Genomic DNA, 19851 nt, shown 5'->3' with positions numbered 1-19851 from the left:
GCGAATAGACGCCTCTCGGTCTTACTGGCTGATGTTCTCCGCCACAATGCTGGCGATCTCGTCGGGGTGGCGAGCTACCCGAGCGCCGGCGGCCTGGAGGGCGGCCATCTTTTCCGCCGCGGTACCCTCGCCGCCGGAGATGATGGCGCCGGCGTGGCCCATGCGCCGGCCGGGGGGAGCTGTCTGACCGGCGATGAAGGCGGTCACCGGCTTGGTCATGTGGTTGGCGATGAACTCGGCTGCCCGCTGTTCGTCGGTGCCGCCGATCTCGCCGATGAGCACTACCTGTTCTGTGCCCGGGTCATCCTCGAACATCTGCAGCACATCCAGGAAGGTGGTGCCGATGATGGGATCGCCGCCGATGCCCACGGCCGTGCTCTGGCCGATGCCCCGGGCGGTGAGGGCGTAGACCACCTCGTAGGTCAGGGTGCCGGAGCGACTGACGATGCCCACGGTGCCGGGGGTGTGGATGTGGCCGGGCATGATGCCCACCTTGGCCTCGCCGGGGGTGATCAGGCCGGGGCAGTTGGGGCCGATGAGGCGGGTGTTGGTGGTATCCAGGTAGGCCCGCACCTGGACCATGTCCAGGGCCGGAATGCCCTCGGTGATGCAGATGACCAGCTCGATACCGGCGTCCGCGGCTTCGTAGATGGCGTCGGGCGCGAAGCGGGCCGGGACGTAGATGATGCTGGTGTTGGCGCCGGTGGCGGCCACGGCTTCCTGCACCGTGTCGAAGACGGGCGTGTTGCCCACGGCCCATTCGCCCCCCTTGCCGGGGGTGACACCGGCCACCACGTTGGTGCCGTACTCGATCATCTGCTGGGTGTGGAAAGCGCCCTCCCGGCCGGTGATGCCCTGGACCAGCAGGCGCGTCTCTTTGCCGACTAAGATGCTCATGCGGACTCTCCTTTCGCGGCGGCCACGGCCTTTTGGGCGGCGTCGGCCAGGCTGGTGGCGGTGATGAGGTTGGCTTCGGCCAGGATGCGGCGCCCCTCTTCTTCGTTGGTGCCCACCAGGCGGACCACAAAGGGCACCGTGACGTTGAGGCTTTCGATGGCCTCCAGGACGCCCCGGGCCACCTCGTCACAGCGGGTGATGCCGCCGAAGATGTTGATGAGGACGGCCTTCACCCGCTTGTCCGACAGGATGATGCGCAGGGCCGCGGCCACCTTGTCCGCCTGGGCACCGCCGCCCACATCCAGGAAGTTGGCGGGCTCGCCCCCGTAGAATTTGACGATGTCCATGGTGGCCATGGCCAGGCCCGCGCCGTTGACCATGCAGCCGATCTCGCCGTCCAGGTGAATGTAGCTCAGGCCATAGCGCCGGGCTTCCTGCTCGGAAGGGTCCTCCTCGTCCGGATCCCGCAGCTCGGCCAGGTCCGGGTGGCGGAAGAGCGCGCTGTCGTCCAGGACCATCTTGCCGTCCAGGGCCAGCAGTTTGTTGTCGCCGGTGATCACCAGGGGGTTGATCTCGGCCAGGCTGGCGTCGCAGTCCACGTAGGCCTTGTAGAGACCCTGGGCGATGGCTGTGAACTGGCGAATGTGTTGTTTGGGCAGGCCGATGCCGTCGGCCAGGATGCGGGCCTGGTGATCCCGCAGGCCCAGGAAGGGGTGGACGGCCACGGTGATGATCTTCTCCGGCGTCTCCCGGGCCACTTCCTCGATCTCCACGCCGCCTTCGCTGCTGGCCATCAGGACCACCCGGCGCCGGGCCCGATCCAGCACCGCGCCCAGGTAAATTTCGCTGGCGATGTCCGCCGCCTGATCGACCAGAACCTTTTTGACGGTCAGCCCTTTGATGTTCATGCCCAGGATCTCGTCGGCCCGGGCTTCGGCTTCGTTGGGGTCCTTGGCCAGCTTAATGCCACCGGCCTTGCCCCGCCCGCCGACCAGGACCTGACTCTTGATGACCACCGGGCCTCCCAGCCGCACGGCGATGTCCCGGGCTTCGCTGGGCGTGGTCGCCACTTCGCCATTGGGTATGGGGATGCCATACCGGGCAAAAATGCGCTTCGACTGATACTCGTGTAGATTCAACGTCGATCCTCCTTGGCAAACTGAGGGTGAAATTCGGTGGAACGGGGCAGGAGGTCCCCCGCCATGCCTGTGGGCGGGCGGTAGGCCCATCTGCACCTGTACGGGCCGTGGTCCAGGGCGTCCTGGCCCTGTAGCAACATGCACAAGACGCTGTCGCCATTATAGTCTTCGCATTTGGGATATGACAAATTCCATCGTCCCATCCGGCCTGCTACAGCGGGCAGGGCCAAAGGGCCGGGTCAGGGCCTGCCGGGTTTCTCCTTTGGTCCCAAAAGCCAGTATAATCTTGCCCATGGCAAGCGAGAGAACGGCGGGCGAACAGGCGTCCGAATCCCTTCAGCGCCCCGAGTCGATATCTGAGCCGATCCCTGCGGCGGAAGAGGGGGGCGGAACCGAATACCGCTACTGCCCCCTGTGCGGCACCCGGCTGGTGCGGCGGGAACTCTTCGGCCGCATCCGCCCCCAGTGCCCGGCCTGTGGCTTCATCTACTTCCAGGACCCCAAGGTGGCTGTGATCGCCCTGATCACCCGGGGGAAGCAGGTGCTCTTGATCCGCCGGGGCGTGGATCCGGGCCGGGGCAAATGGGCCCTGCCCGGCGGCTTCATGGATGCCGGCGAGATGCCCCAGGAGGCCCTGCGCCGGGAAGTGCAGGAGGAAGTGGGGCTGGCCGTGGAGATCCAGGAGCTGTTGGGGATCTACCCCATGGCCGGCCCAGGCGCCCGGAGCCGGGGCATCGTCCTGGCATATCGGGCGGTCCCGACCCAGGCGGTGGGGATGACCCTGGTCTGCGACGACGACGCGGACGAGGCCCGCTGGTTTACGCCGGCGGAGGTGCCGGGGGAACTGGCTTTTGAGTCCACCCGGACGCTATTGGCCCGCTGGAAAGCTGAGATAGATGGAGCATCACCATGACCGCAACACCGACTGCATCGACGGCTGCCGACCAGGCAGCCACCAATCCCGTTGACACCAAAACCTTCCTGATCACCGGTGGTTCCGGGTTTTTGGGCATCAACCTGATCCGCTACCTGTTGCAGCGGGGCCACCGCATTGTCTCCCTGGACATCGCACCCTTCGACTACCCAGAGCGGGATCAGATCCAGGCGTTGGTGGGGGATATCCGGGATCCCAAGGCTGTGGACCAGGCCATGGCTGGCGTGGATGTGGTGGTCCACACCGCGGCGGCCCTCCCCCTCTATTCCCCCGAAGACATCTACACCACTGACATCGACGGCCTGCGCAACGTGTTGCAGGCTGCCCTGGACCACCAGGTGGAGCGGGTGGTCCACATCTCCTCCACTGCGGTCTACGGCATCCCAGACCACCATCCCCTCTACGAGGACGATCCGCTGGACGGGGTCGGTCCGTACGGCGAGGCCAAGGTGATCGCCGAGGAGATCTGCCAGGAGTTTCGCCAGAAGGGCATGTGCATCCCCATCATCCGCCCCAAGTCCTTCGTGGGGCCGGAGCGGCTGGGGGTCTTTGCCTTGCTGTATGACTGGGCCCGAGAGGGCAAAAATTTCCCCGTCCTGGGGAGCGGCAACAACCGTTACCAGCTGCTGGATGTGGAGGACCTGTGCGAGGCCATCTACCTGGTGGCCACAGGGGATTGCGCGAAGGTCAACGATGTCTTCAACATCGGGGCCAAAGAATTCACCACCCTGAAGGAAGATTACCAGGCCGTGTTAGACTACGCCGGCCACGGTAAGCGTATCATCCCCATCCCCGCCGCGCCGGCCATCTGGACCTTGCGGCTGCTGGAGAAACTTCACCTCTCCCCCCTCTACCGGTGGGTGTACGAGACGGTCACCGAGGACTCCTACGTCTCCATCGAAAAGGCAGAGCGGGTGCTGGGCTTCCGCCCCAAATATTCCAACAAAGAGGCCCTCATCCGCAATTACCAGTGGTATATCGAACACCTGCACGAATTCCAGGGCAAGAGCGGCGTCTCCCACCGGGTGCCCTGGAAGCAGGGCGTCCTGGCCCTGGCCAAGCTCTTTTTCTGAGGGGGCGGATTTTTGTATTTGTAGCGGTGCAGCGGGCGCAGGGGAAGATCGGAGAAAAGGGATCTTCCTTTGCGCCCGCTTTGGCGAAATCGCTTCGGCGAAATCGCTTCGGTGAAATCAAAGTGAAAGAAAACCGGTGATAGAACCCGGCGGCAATCCCGCCCCCTCACTCCCGGTCGATGGGGATCTCCTGCTCGCCGGTTTCGGCGTCGCCCTGGGAGGTGGGCTGTTTTTCCTGCAGCTCTGCGGCCAGCCGGTCCATGCGCTCGCTGAGGGCCCGTAGCCCCTGGACCAATCCGGCCGCTAGCTCCTGGGCCACCTTGCTGCTGCGCACCTTCTCGCCCACCGACTCGGCCACATCCTCCGCCTTCTCCAGGATCTCCCGGGTCTGGGGCTTCTGGCTGACCTCCTGGAGTCCTTGTTCCAGGTTGGCCACCAGGGCCGAGAGCCCCCGACGCAGATCCTCCTGGATGTGCTTACGCTGCTCGCTGTTCCAGGCGATTTCCACCACTTCCGCCACCTTGTGGCCCAGGCGATCCAGCTCCTGGATGAGTTCCTGGCCGCTGATCCGCTCCTGGTGACTCTCCTGCCGGGCTTGTTCCTCCTGGGCACCGGCCTCCGCCTGGGTGCCCATTTCTTTCTCTTCCATCGGATCCCTCCTGGCATCCAACAAATTGCAGATTGGACTCCATTGACAGATGTGCAATCGCTGCCATGACAGATGTGCAATTGACAGACGTGCAATCGCTGCCATCTGCCGATTGCATTGTATCACTACGGTGGAGGGGTGGAAAGGTTGCAGCCCGGCGCCAGGCGTCCGGGCTCCCCCATGTCCGCTCCTGTCGCCGCCTCCGTAGGGGCGGGCCGCCGTGCCCGCCCGATGGTACCCAGTCCCGGCGGGTGAAGGCACAGCGACAGATGCGCCGCTGCGAGCGGCGCCTACGATGAGACGGCGATGGCCGGTAGGGGGCGGGCTCCCATGTCCGCCCGATGGTGCCGTGTCCCGGTGGGTGAAGTGACGGCGACGGCAGCGCCGCTACGAGCGGCGTTTACGACGGGGTGCCCGTTTCCGTAGGGGTGGGTCCCCGTGCCCGTCCGCTGTCGTTGCGCCTGCAGACGACCTCGCGCTCCTATGGCCGGGGCCACACCAGGACGGCTGCATCTCCCACGGGCTCTCCGCCCCGGGATGCGGGCAGCCGCACGTTGTCCCCGGGGCGATAGAGGCCCACCCGGATCTGGGCGGGACTCTCCGCGCCTTCTCCATCAGGCAGCGGGATGAGGTGGGTGGTGGCCAGGTATTCGCCGGGAAGCCAGCTTCCGCTGGGCGCCGGGCCGGCGGACGTCTCCGGTGGACCATCCGCCTGGGCGATGGTTTCCCCTGCGGCTGTGTCCACATGTACGAAGATGTGGTGGGGCGGCAGCAGAGGCTGTAGGACCTCCCAGTACAGGGTCAGTTCCAGGGCGTTCTCCTGGGGGGAGAGGCCGTAGCCTAGCAGCCGGGCATGGGTGCCGAACTGGATGGGCGGGTCCAGCCGGTGGGGAGGCGAGGGTGCCTCGAACTGGGCCGGACGTCGCGTCACTCCAACGGCGGTCAGGACGGCCGGTGGCGTGGCCTGGTCGGTGGCCTGGTCTGCCAGACCGACGGCCAGGCGATAGCGGCCTGGCTCTAAATCCGCGGGCAGGAAAAAGGAGATGGGCAACTGGGCCAGCGCGCCCGGCGGCCAACTGTCTGGCGGGTGATGGACCAGGGGCCAGCCCTCCCAGCTGGCCACCGCATGGCCGTCTCGATTCAGCAGGTGCAGGTGAACTTGCAAGCTGTCCGCAGCCGATTCCTCGAAACCGACGAAGATCCGCACGGGTAGCTCATCGCCGGCCAGAGCGGCCTGGTCGGGCGGCAGGGTGGCGCCACCCAGCACCGTCACTCCCTGGAGGACAGTCGGCGTCTCCAGGGGGAACTGGATGGGGAGGCGGACAGGGGCCGGGGGCGACGGGGGCAGCACCACCAGGATCTGGCCCAGGGGCACCAGATCCTGCAGGGCTCCGGTGGCATCGTCCACCGGGAAAAGGCGGCTCCCGTCGCCATCCCCCACACCCACCGCCAGGGTGTAGGGGCCGGGGGGCAGGCCGGCCGGGATCAAAAAGCCAACCTGCTCCGTCAGCTGGTCTCCCCGATCTGCCGGGTCTGGCGCGGCGAAAAGGCCCAGGGGCTCGTAATCCCGCCCGGCCCACACGTACCCCTGGCTGTCCTGCAGGCGCAGGGCCACATGGTAGGTGCCCGTCGCCGGGCGACGCCACTGGAAGGTCACGGCCACCGGCTGGTTGGCGCTGGCGACCTCCCCCGGTGCGAACCCCGCCGCCAGCAGGGTCACGGGGCCCAACGCCGCGGGGTGGGCCTGGGCTTCCGGCGTGGGCACCTGGGCCCAGGCACTCAGGCGGGTGGTGGCGCTGAACCAACGGTTGACCACATTGATGGCCTTCTCCTGAAGGTACGTCTCGATCTCGCCGGGCAGGGTGCTGCCGAAGGCCAGGGGCGCCGGGAACCAGACCGTCCCCCGTTCCAGGGCCTGGTCGATGGCCGTGGCCATGGCCGGTCCCCAGCGCAGGGCTTCCTGGCCCAAAGGCGCGGGCTGGGGCGGGACAAGGGAACCGTCGGGCTGGCGAGGTGCGTAGACCCGCCAGTAGCCCACCTGCCAGGGGAAGATGGCCAGGACCGTATCCTCGGGGCGGGCCTGTTGGGTGATCTGGGCCACGATGGGGCGGTAGTCCTCTTCGCTGTAACGGGGCACGCTCAGGAAAGTCCAGACACCGGCTCCGGCGCCCACCAGGAGGCAGGCCAGGGCCACGGTGGCCAGCCGGGAGCGCTCCAGTCCCCGGTCCAGCCCATGGGCCAGGAGGAGCAGGAAATAGGGGAGGGCAAAGAGGAGCAGGCGTTCCCCGCCCTGGGGGAAGAAGGGGAGGCGCAGGTTGAGCAGGAAGGCCAGGCCCGCGGGCACCAGCAGGAAGGCCCAGAGGGCCTGGCGGGCGTCGGCCTCCGCTGGGGGGCGCTGGGTGGACGTGCTGCTACTTCGTGTAGCCACAATCAAGGGGATCAGGCCCACGCCACCGGCAGTCATGAGGAGGTTCCGCAGCCGATCCGGGGCGGCCACATGGCCGGCCAGAAAAGCCCGCAGGTGGCGCACCGTGTAGCTGAACAGGTCCAGGGGGCGGTCCTGGTCAGCCTGGACCTTGTCCTGGACGTAGCCCAGGAGGTTGGGCACGGCATACAACAGCCAGGGCAGGTAGAGGAGCCCCACGGCCAGGCCGGCCAGCAGCCAGGGCCGCCAGCGCCGGGGCTCTTCCCGCAGGTGCCAGAGGGCCCAGGCCAGTTGGGCGGCCACCAACAGTCCCATATAGTAGAGGGTGTAGAGGGCCAGGGCGCTGCTCACCACATAGCCCAACAGGGGGCGCCAGTCCGGGCGGCCATGCCTGGCGCTTCGCAGGCCGTGCCAGAGGCAGCCGGTGCTCACCATGCCCAGCACCATGGCCAGGCCGTACATCCGGATCTCCTGGCTGTAGTAGAGGTGCATGGGGTTCACGGCCAGGAGCAGAACCGCCAACAGGGGCACCCGGCGGCGACCCGGGAAGAAGGTGGCGGCCAACCAGATCATGGCCGGTAGGGCCAGGAAGCCGGCCAGCACCGAGAAGGTGCGCAGCACGGCTGCCCCCAGGGGGCTCCCGTGGGGGGCCAGGGCCAGGATCCAGCCGTGGAGCAGCCCATAGTACAGGGGCGGGTGGATGTCCCGGGCCGTCAGCCAGAGCATCCGGCCCAGGGGCTCGGTGGCGAAGTAGGCGCTGTAGCCTTCATCCCACCAGAGGGGCTGCCACTCCAGCCGGAGCAGGCGCAGGGCCAGCCCTGCCAGCAACACGGCCAGCAGCAGCCCCATCCGGCCGCTGGCTCCAGGGACAGACGGGCGAGGGTTCATATCATCGGCGCTGATAGCGGACGTAGAGCTCCTGGCGTGGGTCGTCGGCGCTCAGCACAAAGGTGGCTGCAGGCCCCACGGCCACGCCCTGGCCATCCACCAGCTGCACCTGCCAGGTGCCGGCCGGGGCCACGCCGGGGAATTCCACCTTCATGTTCTGGAAGCGCTGGCGGGCATCCTGGAAGGGCCAGGTGAAACCTGGCTGGCCGCCGAAGGACTTCTCCTCCACCGGCAGGGCCGCGCCATCCTTGAGGACCTGGAGGCTGTAGCCGGCCAGGGCGCTGTTATTTTCCGCGTAGACGTAGAGGTAGACCCGCACCATCTCCGATTCCGGGAACTGTTCCTGGGCTACCAGGTCGAAGGTGTAGCTGCCGGCGGGCAAGGACTGGCTGCTGGTGGGCGTCACCGGCGGGGGGACGGCCTCGGCGCTGGCGGGCGGGGGCGCCGAGGCGCCGGGGCCACTGGTCACAGGCACCCCGTCCACCGGGCCATCGGTATCCACATATTCGCCGATGATCCAGGCCGTCTGGCCATCCACACAGCAGATCTGCCACCAGGTGCCGGCCGGGTTCTTGCCCACGATGTCGAATTCCTGGCCCCGCTCCACCATGGTGATCACCTGGAACTCGGTGCCGGGGCCGCTGCGGACGTTGACCAGGGGCGTGTTAACCACCGCGATGGGTTGCTGGGGGGCTGCCTGGGCCAGGGGCGCTGCGGCGTTGGGGCCGCTGGTGACCGGGACCGCGTCGGTGGGCCCGGCGAGATCCACGTACTCGCCGATGATCCAGGCCGTCTGGCCGTCCACACAGCAGACCTGCCACCAGGTGCCGGCCGGGTTCTTGCCTACCACCTCCAACTCCTGCCCCTGCTCCACCATGTCCACCACGGCGAAGTCGGTGCCGGGGCCGGTGCGGGCGTTGACCAGGGCCGTGTTGACCACGGCCCGGACCTGGGGGGGCGGTGGGGTGGGCGCCTGGGCCTGGCCTGAATCGCTGGCCAGGCTGGCGGCCGATGCCGCCGTCTCCGGCTGCAGGGCCGTGGTGGGGGTGAAGGTGGGATAGGGTGTGCGGATCAGGAAGGGTTCGCCCGCGGCCTCGGACGGCCGGCCGAAGAGCCCGCAGCCGCTCAGGAGCATGGCCAGGAGCCCCGCCGCCAGCAGGGCCAGGAGGCGCGGCTGGCCAAGAGGCCGCCGGCCCCAGGGGGCAGGGTCAGGCGAAAGGGATTGACAGGGCACTTGTCGATTGTACCGCTTTCGATTGTACCGGGTCTGATTGTACCGGGTCTGATTGTACCGATTCTGATTCATCAACGTACTCGCGTCCAGCCAATGTAAATTTCACGATTCGGATTGTCGGGGGCCGTGGTAAAGGTAACCGCTTCGGAAAGCTGTGCGCCCGATCCATCGGTCACGTAGACCGTCCAGGTGCCGGTCCCCAACAGTTGCAGCCGGGTGGTGCCGCTGCTGGCCCCGGCCGTCTGGGGATCCGGCGGGTAGTACTCGTACTTGAAGTTGTATTGTACCGTATTTTTCCCATCTCCCGGAGGTCCGGCCCGCTGAAAGGTGTCCACGCTGAATTCCATGCCGCTGGCGTTGGGCCGCTCAAAGCCTTCAAAGAAGACCCGCAGTCGGTAGCCGGTCAGGGGATCGGCCCGCTGGTCGTTGGGCCCGGCGAAGATCTTGGCCCAGATGGTCAGGAACTCGTTGCTGGTGGGGAAGAACTGGGGGCCGATGCTCTTCTCGAACGGGTAGGGCGTGGGCGTGGGGGTCGCCGTGGGCGTGTCTGTCGCCGTGGGTGTAAAGGTGGGCGTGGCGGTGGGCGGCGGGCCGGCGCTGCCGATGGCCACCTGGCTCACGTCGTTGCGCACGGCCACATGGGACGCGGCAACCCACAGGGTCAGGCCGCTGATGCAGCAGATCTCGTACCAGGTACCCTCGATGTTGCGGCCGATGATGGCCACTGGAATCCCCGGCCCCAGCTGGGTGACCTGGGGATATTCCACGCCGGGACCTGTGCGCAGCGCCACCAGGCCACTTTCCACCAGGACGTAGGGCGTGGGCGTCGGGCTGGGGGTCGCCGTGGGGGAAGGGCTGGGGGTGGCCGTGGCCGGCATGGGACCGGGCACTGAGGGGGGCTGGCCGGGTGTGGGCTCCACCGGGGGGGTGGAGATATCCGGTGGGGCGGGCGTGGCGCTGGGCAACACCGGCAGCACGGCGCTGGGGTCCATGCCCGGCGGCACGATGATCAGGCCGGGTTTGCCATCTGCCGGCGGGGTGACGATGATCACGGGCAGCCGCTGGTCGGGGGTCGGGGTGAAGGTGGGTACCAGCACGGCTATGGGCTCCGGCGTGGGCGTGACCCGGCTCCGTTGCACCAGGTCCGCGGCGGAGCAGCCCAGCAGCAGGAGGCCCATGAGTAGCCAGGGCCAGAGCAGATCCAGCCCATGGGGCCGCCTGCCTGCTGGGCGTTCGGTATGGATGGCCTCTCGGGGCCGGTCTGTGGTCGAACGTTCACGAGCTTGCCTTCTCATCGTCTTCCGCGATGGGTTCAGCGAATCCGCGCCCAGGCCACGTACACTTCCAGGTTGGGGTTCCCCAGCAGCGTGTTGAACTCGATGGGCGCCGAGAGCTGGTTGCCTGCGCCGTCGGTCAGGTAGATCTGCCAGTAGCCGTCGATCAATTTGAGGGGGGAATCGGTGCTGGTTGGATCCAGCGACCTGGGATCTGGCGGCTTGAATTCATATTTGTAGTTGAACGGCACCCGGTTGCCGCTGGCCGTGCCCGGTGGGACGCTGTATTCAAAGTGGTCGAAGCTGGGCTCTTCTCCCTTGGTGTTGGGGCGGCTCTCAAAGCTGGAGTTGAAGTCCCGGTTGCGGAATTTCACATCCAGGTGATAGCCGGGCAGGGGAATATCCCCGCCCGGGTTGGGCACGAACACCTTGACCCAGATGGTGAGCCATGGGTTGTTGCTGGGAAAGAAGAGAGGCCCCTCGGCCACGGCAAAGGGATAAGGGGTGGCCGTGGGCGTGGGCGTGATGGTAGGGGTGTCGGTGGCGGTGGGCGTGGGGGTCGCCGTGGGCGGTGGATCCGCCAATACCAGGGCCACCTGTCGGGTGTCGTTCACCACCCGCACGTGATTTTCCGCCACCCAGACGGATTCGCCGTTCACGCAGCAGATCTGGTACCAGGTGCCTTCCGGGTTCTGCCCCACGATGGCCACGGGGATGCCTGGCCCCAACTGGGCCACCAGGGGATATTCCGGGCCGGGGCCGCTGCGCAGGTTGACCAGGCCACTTTCCACCACCACGTAGGGCGTGGGGGTCGGGGTGGGGGTATCCGTGGGCAACGGCGTGGGGGTGGCCGTGGGCAGCAGGATGGGCGAGGCGGGGCCGGTGGCGGTGGGCGCCTGGGGGCCGGGCGGCTCCATGGCCAGCGGCGTCCCCTCGGGTGGGGCGATCTCCGGTTGGGTGGCCGTGGGGGGCGGCGTGGTTGGGATGGGAATCAAGGTGCTGGGATCCACTCCAGGGGGGACAATGAGCACGCCCGGTGTACCCGTCCTGGGCGGCGTCACCACGATGGGTGCACGGATGAACTCTGGCGTCGGCGAAAAGGTAGGCGCCGGGACACGGGTCGGCACAGGTTCAGGCTCCCGGTTCACCAGGTCGGCTGCCGAACATCCCACCAGGAGCCCCACCAGGAGAAGCCCCACCCCCAGCAGGGAACGAAGGTCGGCCTTCTTACGGGTTGACCGCTCCGCTGGGGCCGACGGTCTGCTCTTGGGCTGCACAGATGATGGCGGCTGTGTCCGGGGAACGAAGTGGCTGTCATGCAACGACACGATGTCCTCAAATTCCTCTTGCTGAAGCGCCAACCGGTCGGGCGGCAGCCTCCGGATGGCCGCGAGTATAGCACGAAGCCGCCTGATGCGCTAATGGATGGTCAGGAAAAATTTGGTGATTCCAGCGCTCTCTAATACAATAGCAAGGCTATTGACTGGAACGCGATGATAAAACGCTGATATCCAGCGGGAAATTCATTCGATAGGACGAAAGCAGGGTGTTCAAATGGCTCGTATGAAGGTAATTTTAACCCAGGACGTACCGGACCTGGGGCTGGCAGGAGAAGTCCACAGCGTGGCCGGCGGCTATGCGCGCAACTACTTGATGCCGCGGGGCCTGGCCATCCTGGCCACCAAGGGCGCGCTCAAGCAGGCAGAAGAGAGCCGGCAGGCCGGCATCCGGCGCCGGGCCCGGGAGCGGGCCAACGCCGAAGCCCAGGCCGAGGTGATCCGGCAGCAGCGCCTGCTCTTTGAGGCCCGGGCCGGCGAAAACGACCGGCTTTACGGCTCGGTCACCAGCGCCGACATTGCCGAGAAGCTGGCGGAAGCCACCGGCTTCGAGGTGGACCGGCGGAAGATCCAGCTGGACCAGCCCATCCGGGAGCTGGGCCTGTACACGCTGGAGATCCGGCTGGTGCCCGAGGTGTCCGCCGAATTCCAGGTGGCCGTGGTCCGGGAAGGGGAAACCTGGGCCGATGCCGAAAAGCGGGCTGCGGAGAAGGCGGCCGCCGAGAAAGCTGCGGCGGAAAAAGCTGCGGCGGAAAAGGCTGCAGCTGCCCAGGCTCAGGCCAAGGCCGCAGCTGCCGAGGCAGAAGAGGCCTGAGTTTCGACTGCCAGAAAAGACGCCGCCGGACGATCCGGCGGCGTCTTTTATTTCCCGGACTTCCCTGCAAATCCGTGGCGTCATTGCCCCGAGAGGTCCGGCAGGGGCAGATCCAACACGGCCACGGTTTCAAACCCACCATCCACAACCCGGTAGAGCACCAGTTGCAGGCCGTCCACCTGGCCCATGGCGGGGAGGGGCAGCCGGTAGCCATCCGCCACCGGCTCGTCAGGCGGCCAGCCCGACAGCGTCAGATGGCCATGGGCCGGCCCGGGGCGATCCTGCTGGATGAACCCGCCGGCCGGATCTTCCGGAGCTGGAATCAGGGCGCCGCCCCGGGTGAGCCGGAGGCTGATGGCGAGCCCCTGGGGCCAGCCGGTCGCAGGCAGACGCCAATAGAGGGTCACGTCCAGGCCCGGCGGGGCCTGTCGACGCACCGGCGCACCCTGGGGCGCGGGGGTCACCGCGATGCGCTCCAACACCACCACTCCCTCCCCGTCCCTCAGGTTGTCCCCCAAGTTGTCTCCCACGCTCACCGTCCAATTCACCGGCTGGCCCTGGGCAGCGGCCAGAGGATGGGCCGCCTGGCCGTGCTGGAACGCCAGCCAATCTGCCCCGAAGCTCTGGACCGTCACCGGCAGGGTGGGGGGCAGCTCGGCCCGCAGGGTGGCGGCCGCGTCCCACGTGGCCAGGACAAGCTGGTGGTGGGCCAGGCGCGTCGCGGCCTGATCACTGCCCACCACGGCCAGATCCGGGCGGATCTGCCAGATCCGGGTCAGGTAGTCCAGGGCCAGGGCGTCGTCCACCGCGGCGAAGAGTCCGGCGCCGATGGGCAGGGGCTGGTCCAGGAGCACGGCCGCCCGGTCCAGGGCTGTGTCCTGGGGACGGTTGTGGCTATTGGCCCCGGGCAGGGAGGCAGTTGTGCGCCAGGCGATGGCCGCCAGAAGCAGGAGGGCGGGTAGCCAGGTACGCAGCCAGCCGGGCGCTGGGGGCCATGGCCGGCGCTGCCAGCGATCCGCCAGGGCGAGCACGCCCAGCAGGATGAGGGGATAGGTGGGCAGGATGACCTGGAACCAGTTGCCGTAGCGGTAGGCCCAGCAGAAGCCCAGGTAGATGGCCAGGGTGCCATAGAGGAGCCAGGCCAGCCGCCGACCCAGCAGGGCGATTCCCACCAGGCCCAGGATCAGGATGGGGATGCTCAGCTCCTGCCAGATCAATTCCGGGAAACCGTTGCCGAAGAAGGCCCGGCCCGGCTCGAAGCCCCAGCTCAGCTCTTCTCGCCCCTGGGCCGTGCTGACAAAGGCCCAGAACCACTCGCCTGGGGTGCGCCACGGTCCCTCACCCCACCACTCGGGGTGCGCGGCTCCCCTCAGGTAGACATATGCGTAGCTGAGGAGTGGCAGCAGCGCGGCCAGGACCGTCCCCGCCAGCGGCCGAATCCGCCGTAGCAGGCCTGGCGCCTGCCACAGCATCACCGCTACCAGGGGGGGCACGATGAAGGCCACGGTGAGCATGTGGGCCAGGGAGAGGCCAGACAGCAGGGCCAGCAGGTAGAGGAAGCGGTTGTCGGGCTCCGGCGCCTCTCGCCAGCGCAGGTAGACGTAGACGATGGCCAGGGTCTGGGCAATGGCGCTGGTGTACTGTTCCGTGGTGGTGGCGTAGTACCAGAAGAAGTAGGTGACCCCGTAGAAGCCGGCCACCAGCCAGGCCAGGGGCCAGTTGCCGCCGGGCCGATCCGGGCTGCGGGTGAGGTGGCAGCCCGTGCGATAGAGGAGCCAGAGGGCCAGCAGGGCCCACAGGGTGCTGTAGCTGCTCAGGATGGGAATGGGGTTGGGATGGGTCACGCCCAGCCAGCGGAATACCTGGCGCAGGCCGTGGAACCAGAGCCAGCCGCCCATGGTGTAGAGGGGGTAGCCCGGGGCGTTGCTGGGTCGGGCCTGGACCTGGGCGTATTGGTGGGTGATCAGATCACCGCCCCGTAGCTCGTAGGGCTGGAAGCCGTTGTCCAGGGTGGCCAGGTACAGGAGCAGGGCTATGGCCAGCAGGATACGGCTGGCCCAGTGCGCCCGTTCCACTTCCACGCCTTCGTCTCTCTCGGCCGCCACCTTCACCCGGGCGGCTCCCCAGTTGCGAACCATGGCCCGATGCTAGCACGTCCGCGCGGCCTGTGTCAAAGCCAACGGCCACCGTCTCCCGGTAGCCGGTTCCCCGCAGAACCGACCACCCACGGCGGGCCAGAGACCCGCCCTACATCCCCGTTGTTCCCAACCGCGCGGGTGACGGCCCTTGTCGTAGGTGCGGTCTCCGGCCATACGATGGTGTCGGAGACGGCCACCCACGGCGGGCCAGAGACCCGCCCTACATCCCCGTTGTACCCAACCGCGCGGGTGACGGCCCTTGTCGTAGGTGCGGTCTCCGGCCACACGGTTTTGCCTGATCCCAGGCGGGTGAAGGGATATCGACGGGTGCGCAGCTGCGAGCTGCGCCTACGAAGGGGCGCCTCTCGTAGGGGCGGTCTCCGGCCGCACGGTCTCGCCTGATCCCAGGCGGGTGAAGGGGTAGCACCCTCGCGAGGCCCCCTTCATCTTAGGGAAATGGGCCCAGATCGGGTATAATAAAGTCAATGGACAGACTCTGATCTCAGCTCATCTACCCCTGGTAGGGCCCGGGCCAACCCGATCTTCCCCCCTGAACCCAGGGGGACGCACCCATCGGGGAGATGGGCTTTGATTTCATTGGACAACTTTTCGGAGTGAACGGTATGGCGGAATACCTCGATTCGCAGAACGGTGACGAGGCCTCTTCGAACGGCGCCGTCAACGGTGAGATCAGCAGCAACGGCGCGGGCATCGGCCATGTGCGCCACATCTCCATCGAAGAGGAGATGCGGGCCAGTTACCTGGACTACGCCATGAGCGTGATCGTGGCCCGGGCCCTGCCCGACGCTCGAGACGGCCTCAAGCCCGTCCATCGGCGCATCCTCTACGCCATGCACGATATGGGCCTCCAGCCCAATGCCGCTTACAAGAAGAGCGCCCGTATCGTCGGTGAAGTCCTGGGTAAGTATCACCCCCACGGCGACGGCGCCGTCTACGACGCCATGGCCCGCATGGCCCAAGACTTCAGCCTGCGCTATCCCCTGGTGGACGGCCAGGGCAACTTCGGCAGCGTGGATGGCGACAGCCCCGCGGCCATGCGCTACACCGAGGCCCGCCTGGCGCCCATCGCCGAAACCATGCTGCGGGACATCGACCTGGATACGGTGGACTGGATGTCGAACTTCGACGACAGCCTCCAGGAGCCCCAGGTGTTGCCCGCCATGTTGCCCAACCTGCTGGTCAACGGGACCAGCGGCATCGCGGTGGGCATGGCCACCAACATCCCGCCCCACAACCTGCGGGAGATCGCCGACGCAGTGGCCTACCTCATCGACCACTGGGAGCGCCGGGATGAGATCGGCCTGGATGAGCTGATGCAGTTCGTCAAAGGGCCGGACTTCCCCACCGGGGGGATCATTCTGGGTACCGAAGGCATCAAACAGGCCTACGGCACCGGCCGGGGGCGCATCCTGCTGCGGGCCAAGACCCAGATCGAGGAGACCAGTAGCGGGCGCTTCCGCATCATCGTCACCGAGATCCCCTACCAGGTCAACAAATCGGTCCTCATCGAGCGCATCGCCGAACTGGTCCGCAACGGCGTGCTGGACCAGATCAGCGACCTGCGGGATGAGAGCGACCGCACGGGCATGCGCATCGTCATCGAGCTGAAGCGGGGCGTGGCCCCCAAGAAGGTGCGCAACCGCCTCTTCAAGCACACCCAGCTCCAGACCACCTTCGGCGTCAACAACCTGGCCCTGGTGCGGGGCGAGCCGGTGACCCTGAGCCTGCGCAAGGCCCTGCTGGTCTACATCGAACATCGGGTGGACGTCCTCACCCGGCGCACCCAGTACCAGCTGGGCAAAGCCCGGGAGCGGGCCCACATCCTGGAAGGGCTGCGCATCGCCCTCCAGTTCCTGGACGAAGTGATCCAGACCATCCGCAGCAGCGACAGCGCCGAGGCCGCGCGCACGGCCCTCATGGAACGCTTCGGCCTGACGGAAGTCCAGGCCCAGGCTATCCTGGATATGCAGCTCCGCCGGCTGGCCGCCCTGGAGCGCCAGAAGATCGAAGAAGAATACCAGGAGATCATGGCCCGCATCGCCTACCTGGAGGATCTGCTGGCCAACCCGCCCAAGATTCGGGCGCTGGTGCGGGACGACATCATGGAGCTGCGGGAGAAGTTCGGCGACGAACGGCGAACGCTCATCTCGGCCACTGCCAGCGGCGATTTCAGCGACGAAGACCTGATTACCCAGGACAATGTCCTGATCAGCTACAGCGCGGGCGCCTACATCAAGCGCATGCCGGCCAATGTCTTCCGGGCCCAGGGCCGGGGTGGGCGAGGCGTCCGGGGCATGGCCACCCGCCAGGAGGATGAGGTCATCAACCTCTTCTTCGCCCGCACCCTGGACCACATCCTCTTCTTCACCGACAAAGGCCGGGTCTACAGCAGCCGGGTCTACGAGCTGCCCGAGGGCAACCGCACTTCCCGGGGCGCCCACATCGCCAACGTCCTGAACCTGCAGCCGGAGGAGCGGGTCACCACCATGCTGGTGGTGCCGGACTTTGAGCAGGCTGAATATGTGACCCTGATCACCCGCCGGGGTCGTATCAAACGCATGGACCTCAACGTCTTCAGCAATGTACGCCCCAGCGGCCTGATCGCCATGAGCCTGGAGCCCGGGGATTCCCTGGACTGGGCGCGGCTGACCAACGGCAACGAAGAGTTCATCGTGGTCACCCGGCGGGGCAAGGCCCTGCGCTTCCACGAGGAGAGCGTCCGGACCATGGGCCGCACCGCGGCCGGCGTCATGGCCATCCGGCTGATGGACGATGACGAGGTGGTGAGCCTGGATGTGGCCCGGCCCGGCTATGAACTGCTGGTGCTCCACGAACGGGGATGGGGTAAACGGGTTCCCCTGAGCGAGTACAGCGTCAAGGGACGCTACACCCAGGGCTACTGGACCACGGACCACCGACGCCTGGCCGAGACTGGCCCCATCGTGGCCGCCCGGGTGGTCCACGAGAAGGACCAGATCACGGTCATCACCAGCCAGGGCATCATCCTGCGCACCGCGGTGGCCGGCATCAGCCGCATGGGCCGCACCGCCCGGGGCGTGCGGGTGGTCAACCTGCAGGAAGAGGACACGGTGGCTGCCCTGGCGGTGTTGACCTACGAGGATCTCAACCGGAACGTGGCGGACGAGTCGCCTTCGGATGAGGACGAGGAGTACCTGGCCGAGGCGGAGGGAGCGGAAGCAGCCCACGATGGCGATCTGGCTGCCGCCCCAGCGGCCACGCCTGCCCCTCCCGTAGAGGATGCGTAGACGCCCGCGTCTTTGCACGTTTGGTTTTTTCAAGGAGTGAGGCCTTGGCACCCTCCCTGCTCAAACAGAAGCCTGGACCCCAGTTGGCCTTCTTGCCCCATGCAGATCCGGAGGTCATTGCCGAGACCTTGACGGCCATGGCCAACACGGATGGCGGCGTGCTGGTGTTGGGCATGTCTGCGGAGGGCGAGTTGGGCGACATTTTTGTGGAAGAGGATGCGGCAGATGCCCTGGAGGCAGCCCTGCGTCTGTGCCGGCCGCCGGTGCGCACCGAGTGGAGCCAACAGCAGGTGGCCGGCGGCACGGTGGTCCGCCTTCAGGTGGTTCGCGGGGAGGGCATCCACAGCCTGTGGGATGGTCGTATCCTGGTGCGCCGGGGCACGGAGAACGTGCCCGTCCAGGGGGCGGAGCTGGAACAGCTGCTGGCGGGCCGTCCTTCAGGCGACTTCGAACTCCAGCCGGTGCCCGGCGCTTCCCGGGATGACCTGGACGAGGACGTGATCGAGGACTATCTGGAGCGACGCCAGAAGCGCAACCCCCGCCACACGGTGCTGCCCAAGGACAAGCTCCTCCAGCAGATCGGCGCCCTCACCGAGGACAGGACGCCCACGGTCAGCGGCCTGTTGCTCTTCGGCAAGGAGCCCCAGCTCTTCCTGCCCCATAGCCGGGCCATCTTCGTCAAGTTTGCCGACGTCCAGCCCCGGGGGCCCGAAGGGAACTTTGGCTACGGCCGGCGGGAGGAGTTCATCGGCCCCCTGCCCCTCATCATCGAGCGGGCCTGGCGGGTCATCTGGGAGGAGATGGACAAGCGGGCCGTGGTGCGAGGCCTCCAACGCCAGGAGGAGACCGAATATCCCCAGTCCGCGGTGCGGGAGGCCCTGGTCAACGCCGTCGCCCACCGGGACTATCGCCTCACCGGCCGCAGCATTGAAATCCGCATGTACAGCGACCGGTTGGAGATCACCAGCCCCGGCGGCCTGCCCGCCCACATTACCCTGGACAACATCGTCGACGAGCACTACAGCCGCAACCCCCGGCTGGTCAACGGCCTATACCAGTGGGGCTACATCGAAGAGCTGGGCCTGGGCATCGACCGCATGATCGAAGACATGGTCAACGCCGGCCACATGCCGCCCAAGTTCGAGGCCAAGAGCCATCGCTTCACGGTCATCCTCTACAACGCCCGAGATCCGGCCCGGGTGGTGCGGGAGTGGGAGCAGACCATGAACGAGCGGCAGATCAAGGCCATCGAATACCTGCAGCGCCACGGCTCCATCACCAACCGGGACTACCGGGAGCTCTGCCCCCACGTGGGCGCGGAGACCCTGCGCCTGGATCTGGCGGACCTGGTGAGCAAGGGCGTGCTCTTGAAGATCGGCGACAAACGAGGCACCCGCTACATCCTGAAGTGAAGTCCCCCTGCCTGGGGCCGGCCAGGCAAAGGAGTTGACCATAATATCCCAAATATCCCAATTGGGATATTTGGGATATTCTTTATCATCGCTGTTCTGGCCGTCCCCCTGGCCTCCTTTCCCCAGCGGGGGAAGGAGCTGTGGGAACGAGGGTGAGTGGTTACCCCCAATCCCCTAATATCCCAATTGGGATAATTGGGATATTACTGGGGACACGGGCATGACGGCGGACCTTCATCCGGCCGTTTGGCGATGCATCCCCATTCACCGGGTAAGATCCCCCGGGCAAGTTGTAGTCAGCCAGGGCGGGTGCTATAATACGCCGGGCAGTTTGTTTAAGAAAGAGACGC

13 protein-coding genes are annotated in these 19851 nt (G+C 66.8%); 5 read left to right on the top strand and 8 right to left on the bottom strand.

Annotation, left to right across the window (positions count from 1 at the left end):
- Positions 1–21: 21 nt before the first annotated feature.
- Both sucD and sucC read right to left on the bottom strand, forming a co-directional pair.
- Positions 22–897 (bottom strand): succinate--CoA ligase subunit alpha, encoded by an 876-nt coding sequence (gene sucD / locus FKZ61_RS19420; RefSeq protein ID WP_141611803.1) that lies wholly within the window; start codon positions 895–897, stop codon positions 22–24.
- On the bottom strand, positions 894–2036 hold the full coding sequence (gene sucC / locus FKZ61_RS19415) for an ADP-forming succinate--CoA ligase subunit beta (RefSeq protein WP_141611802.1): 1143 nt from the start codon (positions 2034–2036) through the stop codon (positions 894–896). The genes sucD and sucC overlap by 4 nt, the downstream gene beginning before the upstream one ends.
- Positions 2037–2328: 292 nt before the next feature.
- On the opposite strand from sucC, the gene FKZ61_RS19410 reads away from it, so the two are divergent.
- Positions 2329–2949: an NUDIX hydrolase gene (locus tag FKZ61_RS19410; protein WP_170200035.1), complete on the top strand. Its 621-nt coding sequence runs from the start codon at positions 2329–2331 to the stop codon at positions 2947–2949.
- Positions 2946–4043 carry an NAD-dependent epimerase/dehydratase family protein gene (locus FKZ61_RS19405; RefSeq protein ID WP_141611800.1) on the top strand — a complete coding sequence of 366 codons (1098 nt, stop codon included), beginning with the start codon at positions 2946–2948 and terminating at the stop codon, positions 4041–4043. Before FKZ61_RS19410 ends, FKZ61_RS19405 begins: the two co-directional genes overlap by 4 nt.
- A gap of 166 nt (positions 4044–4209) precedes the next feature.
- On the opposite strand, the gene FKZ61_RS19400 is transcribed toward FKZ61_RS19405, so the two are convergent.
- From FKZ61_RS19400 to FKZ61_RS24090, 5 genes are all read right to left on the bottom strand, one after another.
- On the bottom strand, positions 4210–4692 hold the full coding sequence (locus tag FKZ61_RS19400) for a hypothetical protein (protein WP_141611799.1): 483 nt from the start codon (positions 4690–4692) through the stop codon (positions 4210–4212).
- Positions 4693–5173: 481 nt separating this feature from the next.
- The gene (locus FKZ61_RS19395; protein ID WP_170200033.1) at positions 5174–7966 is read right to left on the bottom strand and encodes a phospholipid carrier-dependent glycosyltransferase; all 2793 of its coding nucleotides are present in this window, start codon (positions 7964–7966) and stop codon (positions 5174–5176) included.
- 40 nt (positions 7967–8006) lie between these two features.
- Complete coding sequence (locus tag FKZ61_RS19390) at positions 8007–9239, bottom strand: SH3 domain-containing protein (RefSeq protein WP_141611797.1); 1233 nt, start codon at positions 9237–9239, stop codon at positions 8007–8009.
- Positions 9240–9310: 71 nt separating this feature from the next.
- On the bottom strand, positions 9311–10534 hold the full coding sequence (locus tag FKZ61_RS19385; RefSeq protein ID WP_170200031.1) for an SH3 domain-containing protein: 1224 nt from the start codon (positions 10532–10534) through the stop codon (positions 9311–9313).
- A gap of 17 nt (positions 10535–10551) precedes the next feature.
- Positions 10552–11841: an SH3 domain-containing protein gene (locus FKZ61_RS24090; RefSeq protein ID WP_211358647.1), complete on the bottom strand. Its 1290-nt coding sequence runs from the start codon at positions 11839–11841 to the stop codon at positions 10552–10554.
- A 226-nt stretch (positions 11842–12067) separates the two neighbouring features.
- Here FKZ61_RS24090 and rplI point away from each other — a divergent pair, with 226 nt between their 5' ends.
- Positions 12068–12664: a 50S ribosomal protein L9 gene (gene rplI, locus FKZ61_RS19375; RefSeq protein ID WP_141611796.1), complete on the top strand. Its 597-nt coding sequence runs from the start codon at positions 12068–12070 to the stop codon at positions 12662–12664.
- Positions 12665–12744: 80 nt separating this feature from the next.
- Here rplI and FKZ61_RS19370 read toward each other — a convergent pair whose 3' ends face one another.
- The gene (locus FKZ61_RS19370; protein WP_141611795.1) at positions 12745–14802 is read right to left on the bottom strand and encodes a protein O-mannosyl-transferase family; all 2058 of its coding nucleotides are present in this window, start codon (positions 14800–14802) and stop codon (positions 12745–12747) included.
- Positions 14803–15425: 623 nt separating this feature from the next.
- On the opposite strand from FKZ61_RS19370, the gene gyrA reads away from it, so the two are divergent.
- A complete protein-coding gene (gene gyrA / locus FKZ61_RS19365) occupies positions 15426–18089 on the top strand; it encodes a DNA gyrase subunit A (protein WP_170200029.1) in 2664 nt (887 codons plus the stop codon).
- A 44-nt stretch (positions 18090–18133) separates the two neighbouring features.
- Positions 18134–19501 carry an ATP-binding protein gene (locus FKZ61_RS19360; protein ID WP_141611793.1) on the top strand — a complete coding sequence of 456 codons (1368 nt, stop codon included), beginning with the start codon at positions 18134–18136 and terminating at the stop codon, positions 19499–19501.
- Positions 19502–19851 lie beyond the last annotated feature (350 nt).

It is taken from the genome of Litorilinea aerophila (assembly GCF_006569185.2).
GTDB lineage: Bacteria > Chloroflexota > Anaerolineae > Caldilineales > Caldilineaceae > Litorilinea > Litorilinea aerophila.
The sequence above is the reverse complement of the archived record's forward strand: the minus strand, read 5'-3'. Positions and strand labels throughout refer to the sequence as shown.

Bases quoted from the DNA above. Each gene is read 5' to 3' on its own strand.
- sucD (WP_141611803.1), bottom strand. From the start codon at position 897: ATGAGCATCTTAGTCGGCAAAGAGACGCGCCTGCTGGTCCAGGGCATC.
- FKZ61_RS19410 (WP_170200035.1), top strand. From the start codon at position 2,329: ATGGCAAGCGAGAGAACGGCGGGCGAACAGGCGTCCGAATCCCTTCAG.
- FKZ61_RS19405 (WP_141611800.1), top strand. From the start codon at position 2,946: ATGACCGCAACACCGACTGCATCGACGGCTGCCGACCAGGCAGCCACC.
- FKZ61_RS19400 (WP_141611799.1), bottom strand. From the start codon at position 4,692: ATGGAAGAGAAAGAAATGGGCACCCAGGCGGAGGCCGGTGCCCAGGAG.
- FKZ61_RS19395 (WP_170200033.1), bottom strand. From the start codon at position 7,966: ATGGGGCTGCTGCTGGCCGTGTTGCTGGCAGGGCTGGCCCTGCGCCTG.
- FKZ61_RS19385 (WP_170200031.1), bottom strand. From the start codon at position 10,534: ATGAGAAGGCAAGCTCGTGAACGTTCGACCACAGACCGGCCCCGAGAG.
- rplI (WP_141611796.1), top strand. From the start codon at position 12,068: ATGGCTCGTATGAAGGTAATTTTAACCCAGGACGTACCGGACCTGGGG.
- FKZ61_RS19370 (WP_141611795.1), bottom strand. From the start codon at position 14,802: ATGGTTCGCAACTGGGGAGCCGCCCGGGTGAAGGTGGCGGCCGAGAGA.
- gyrA (WP_170200029.1), top strand. From the start codon at position 15,426: ATGGCGGAATACCTCGATTCGCAGAACGGTGACGAGGCCTCTTCGAAC.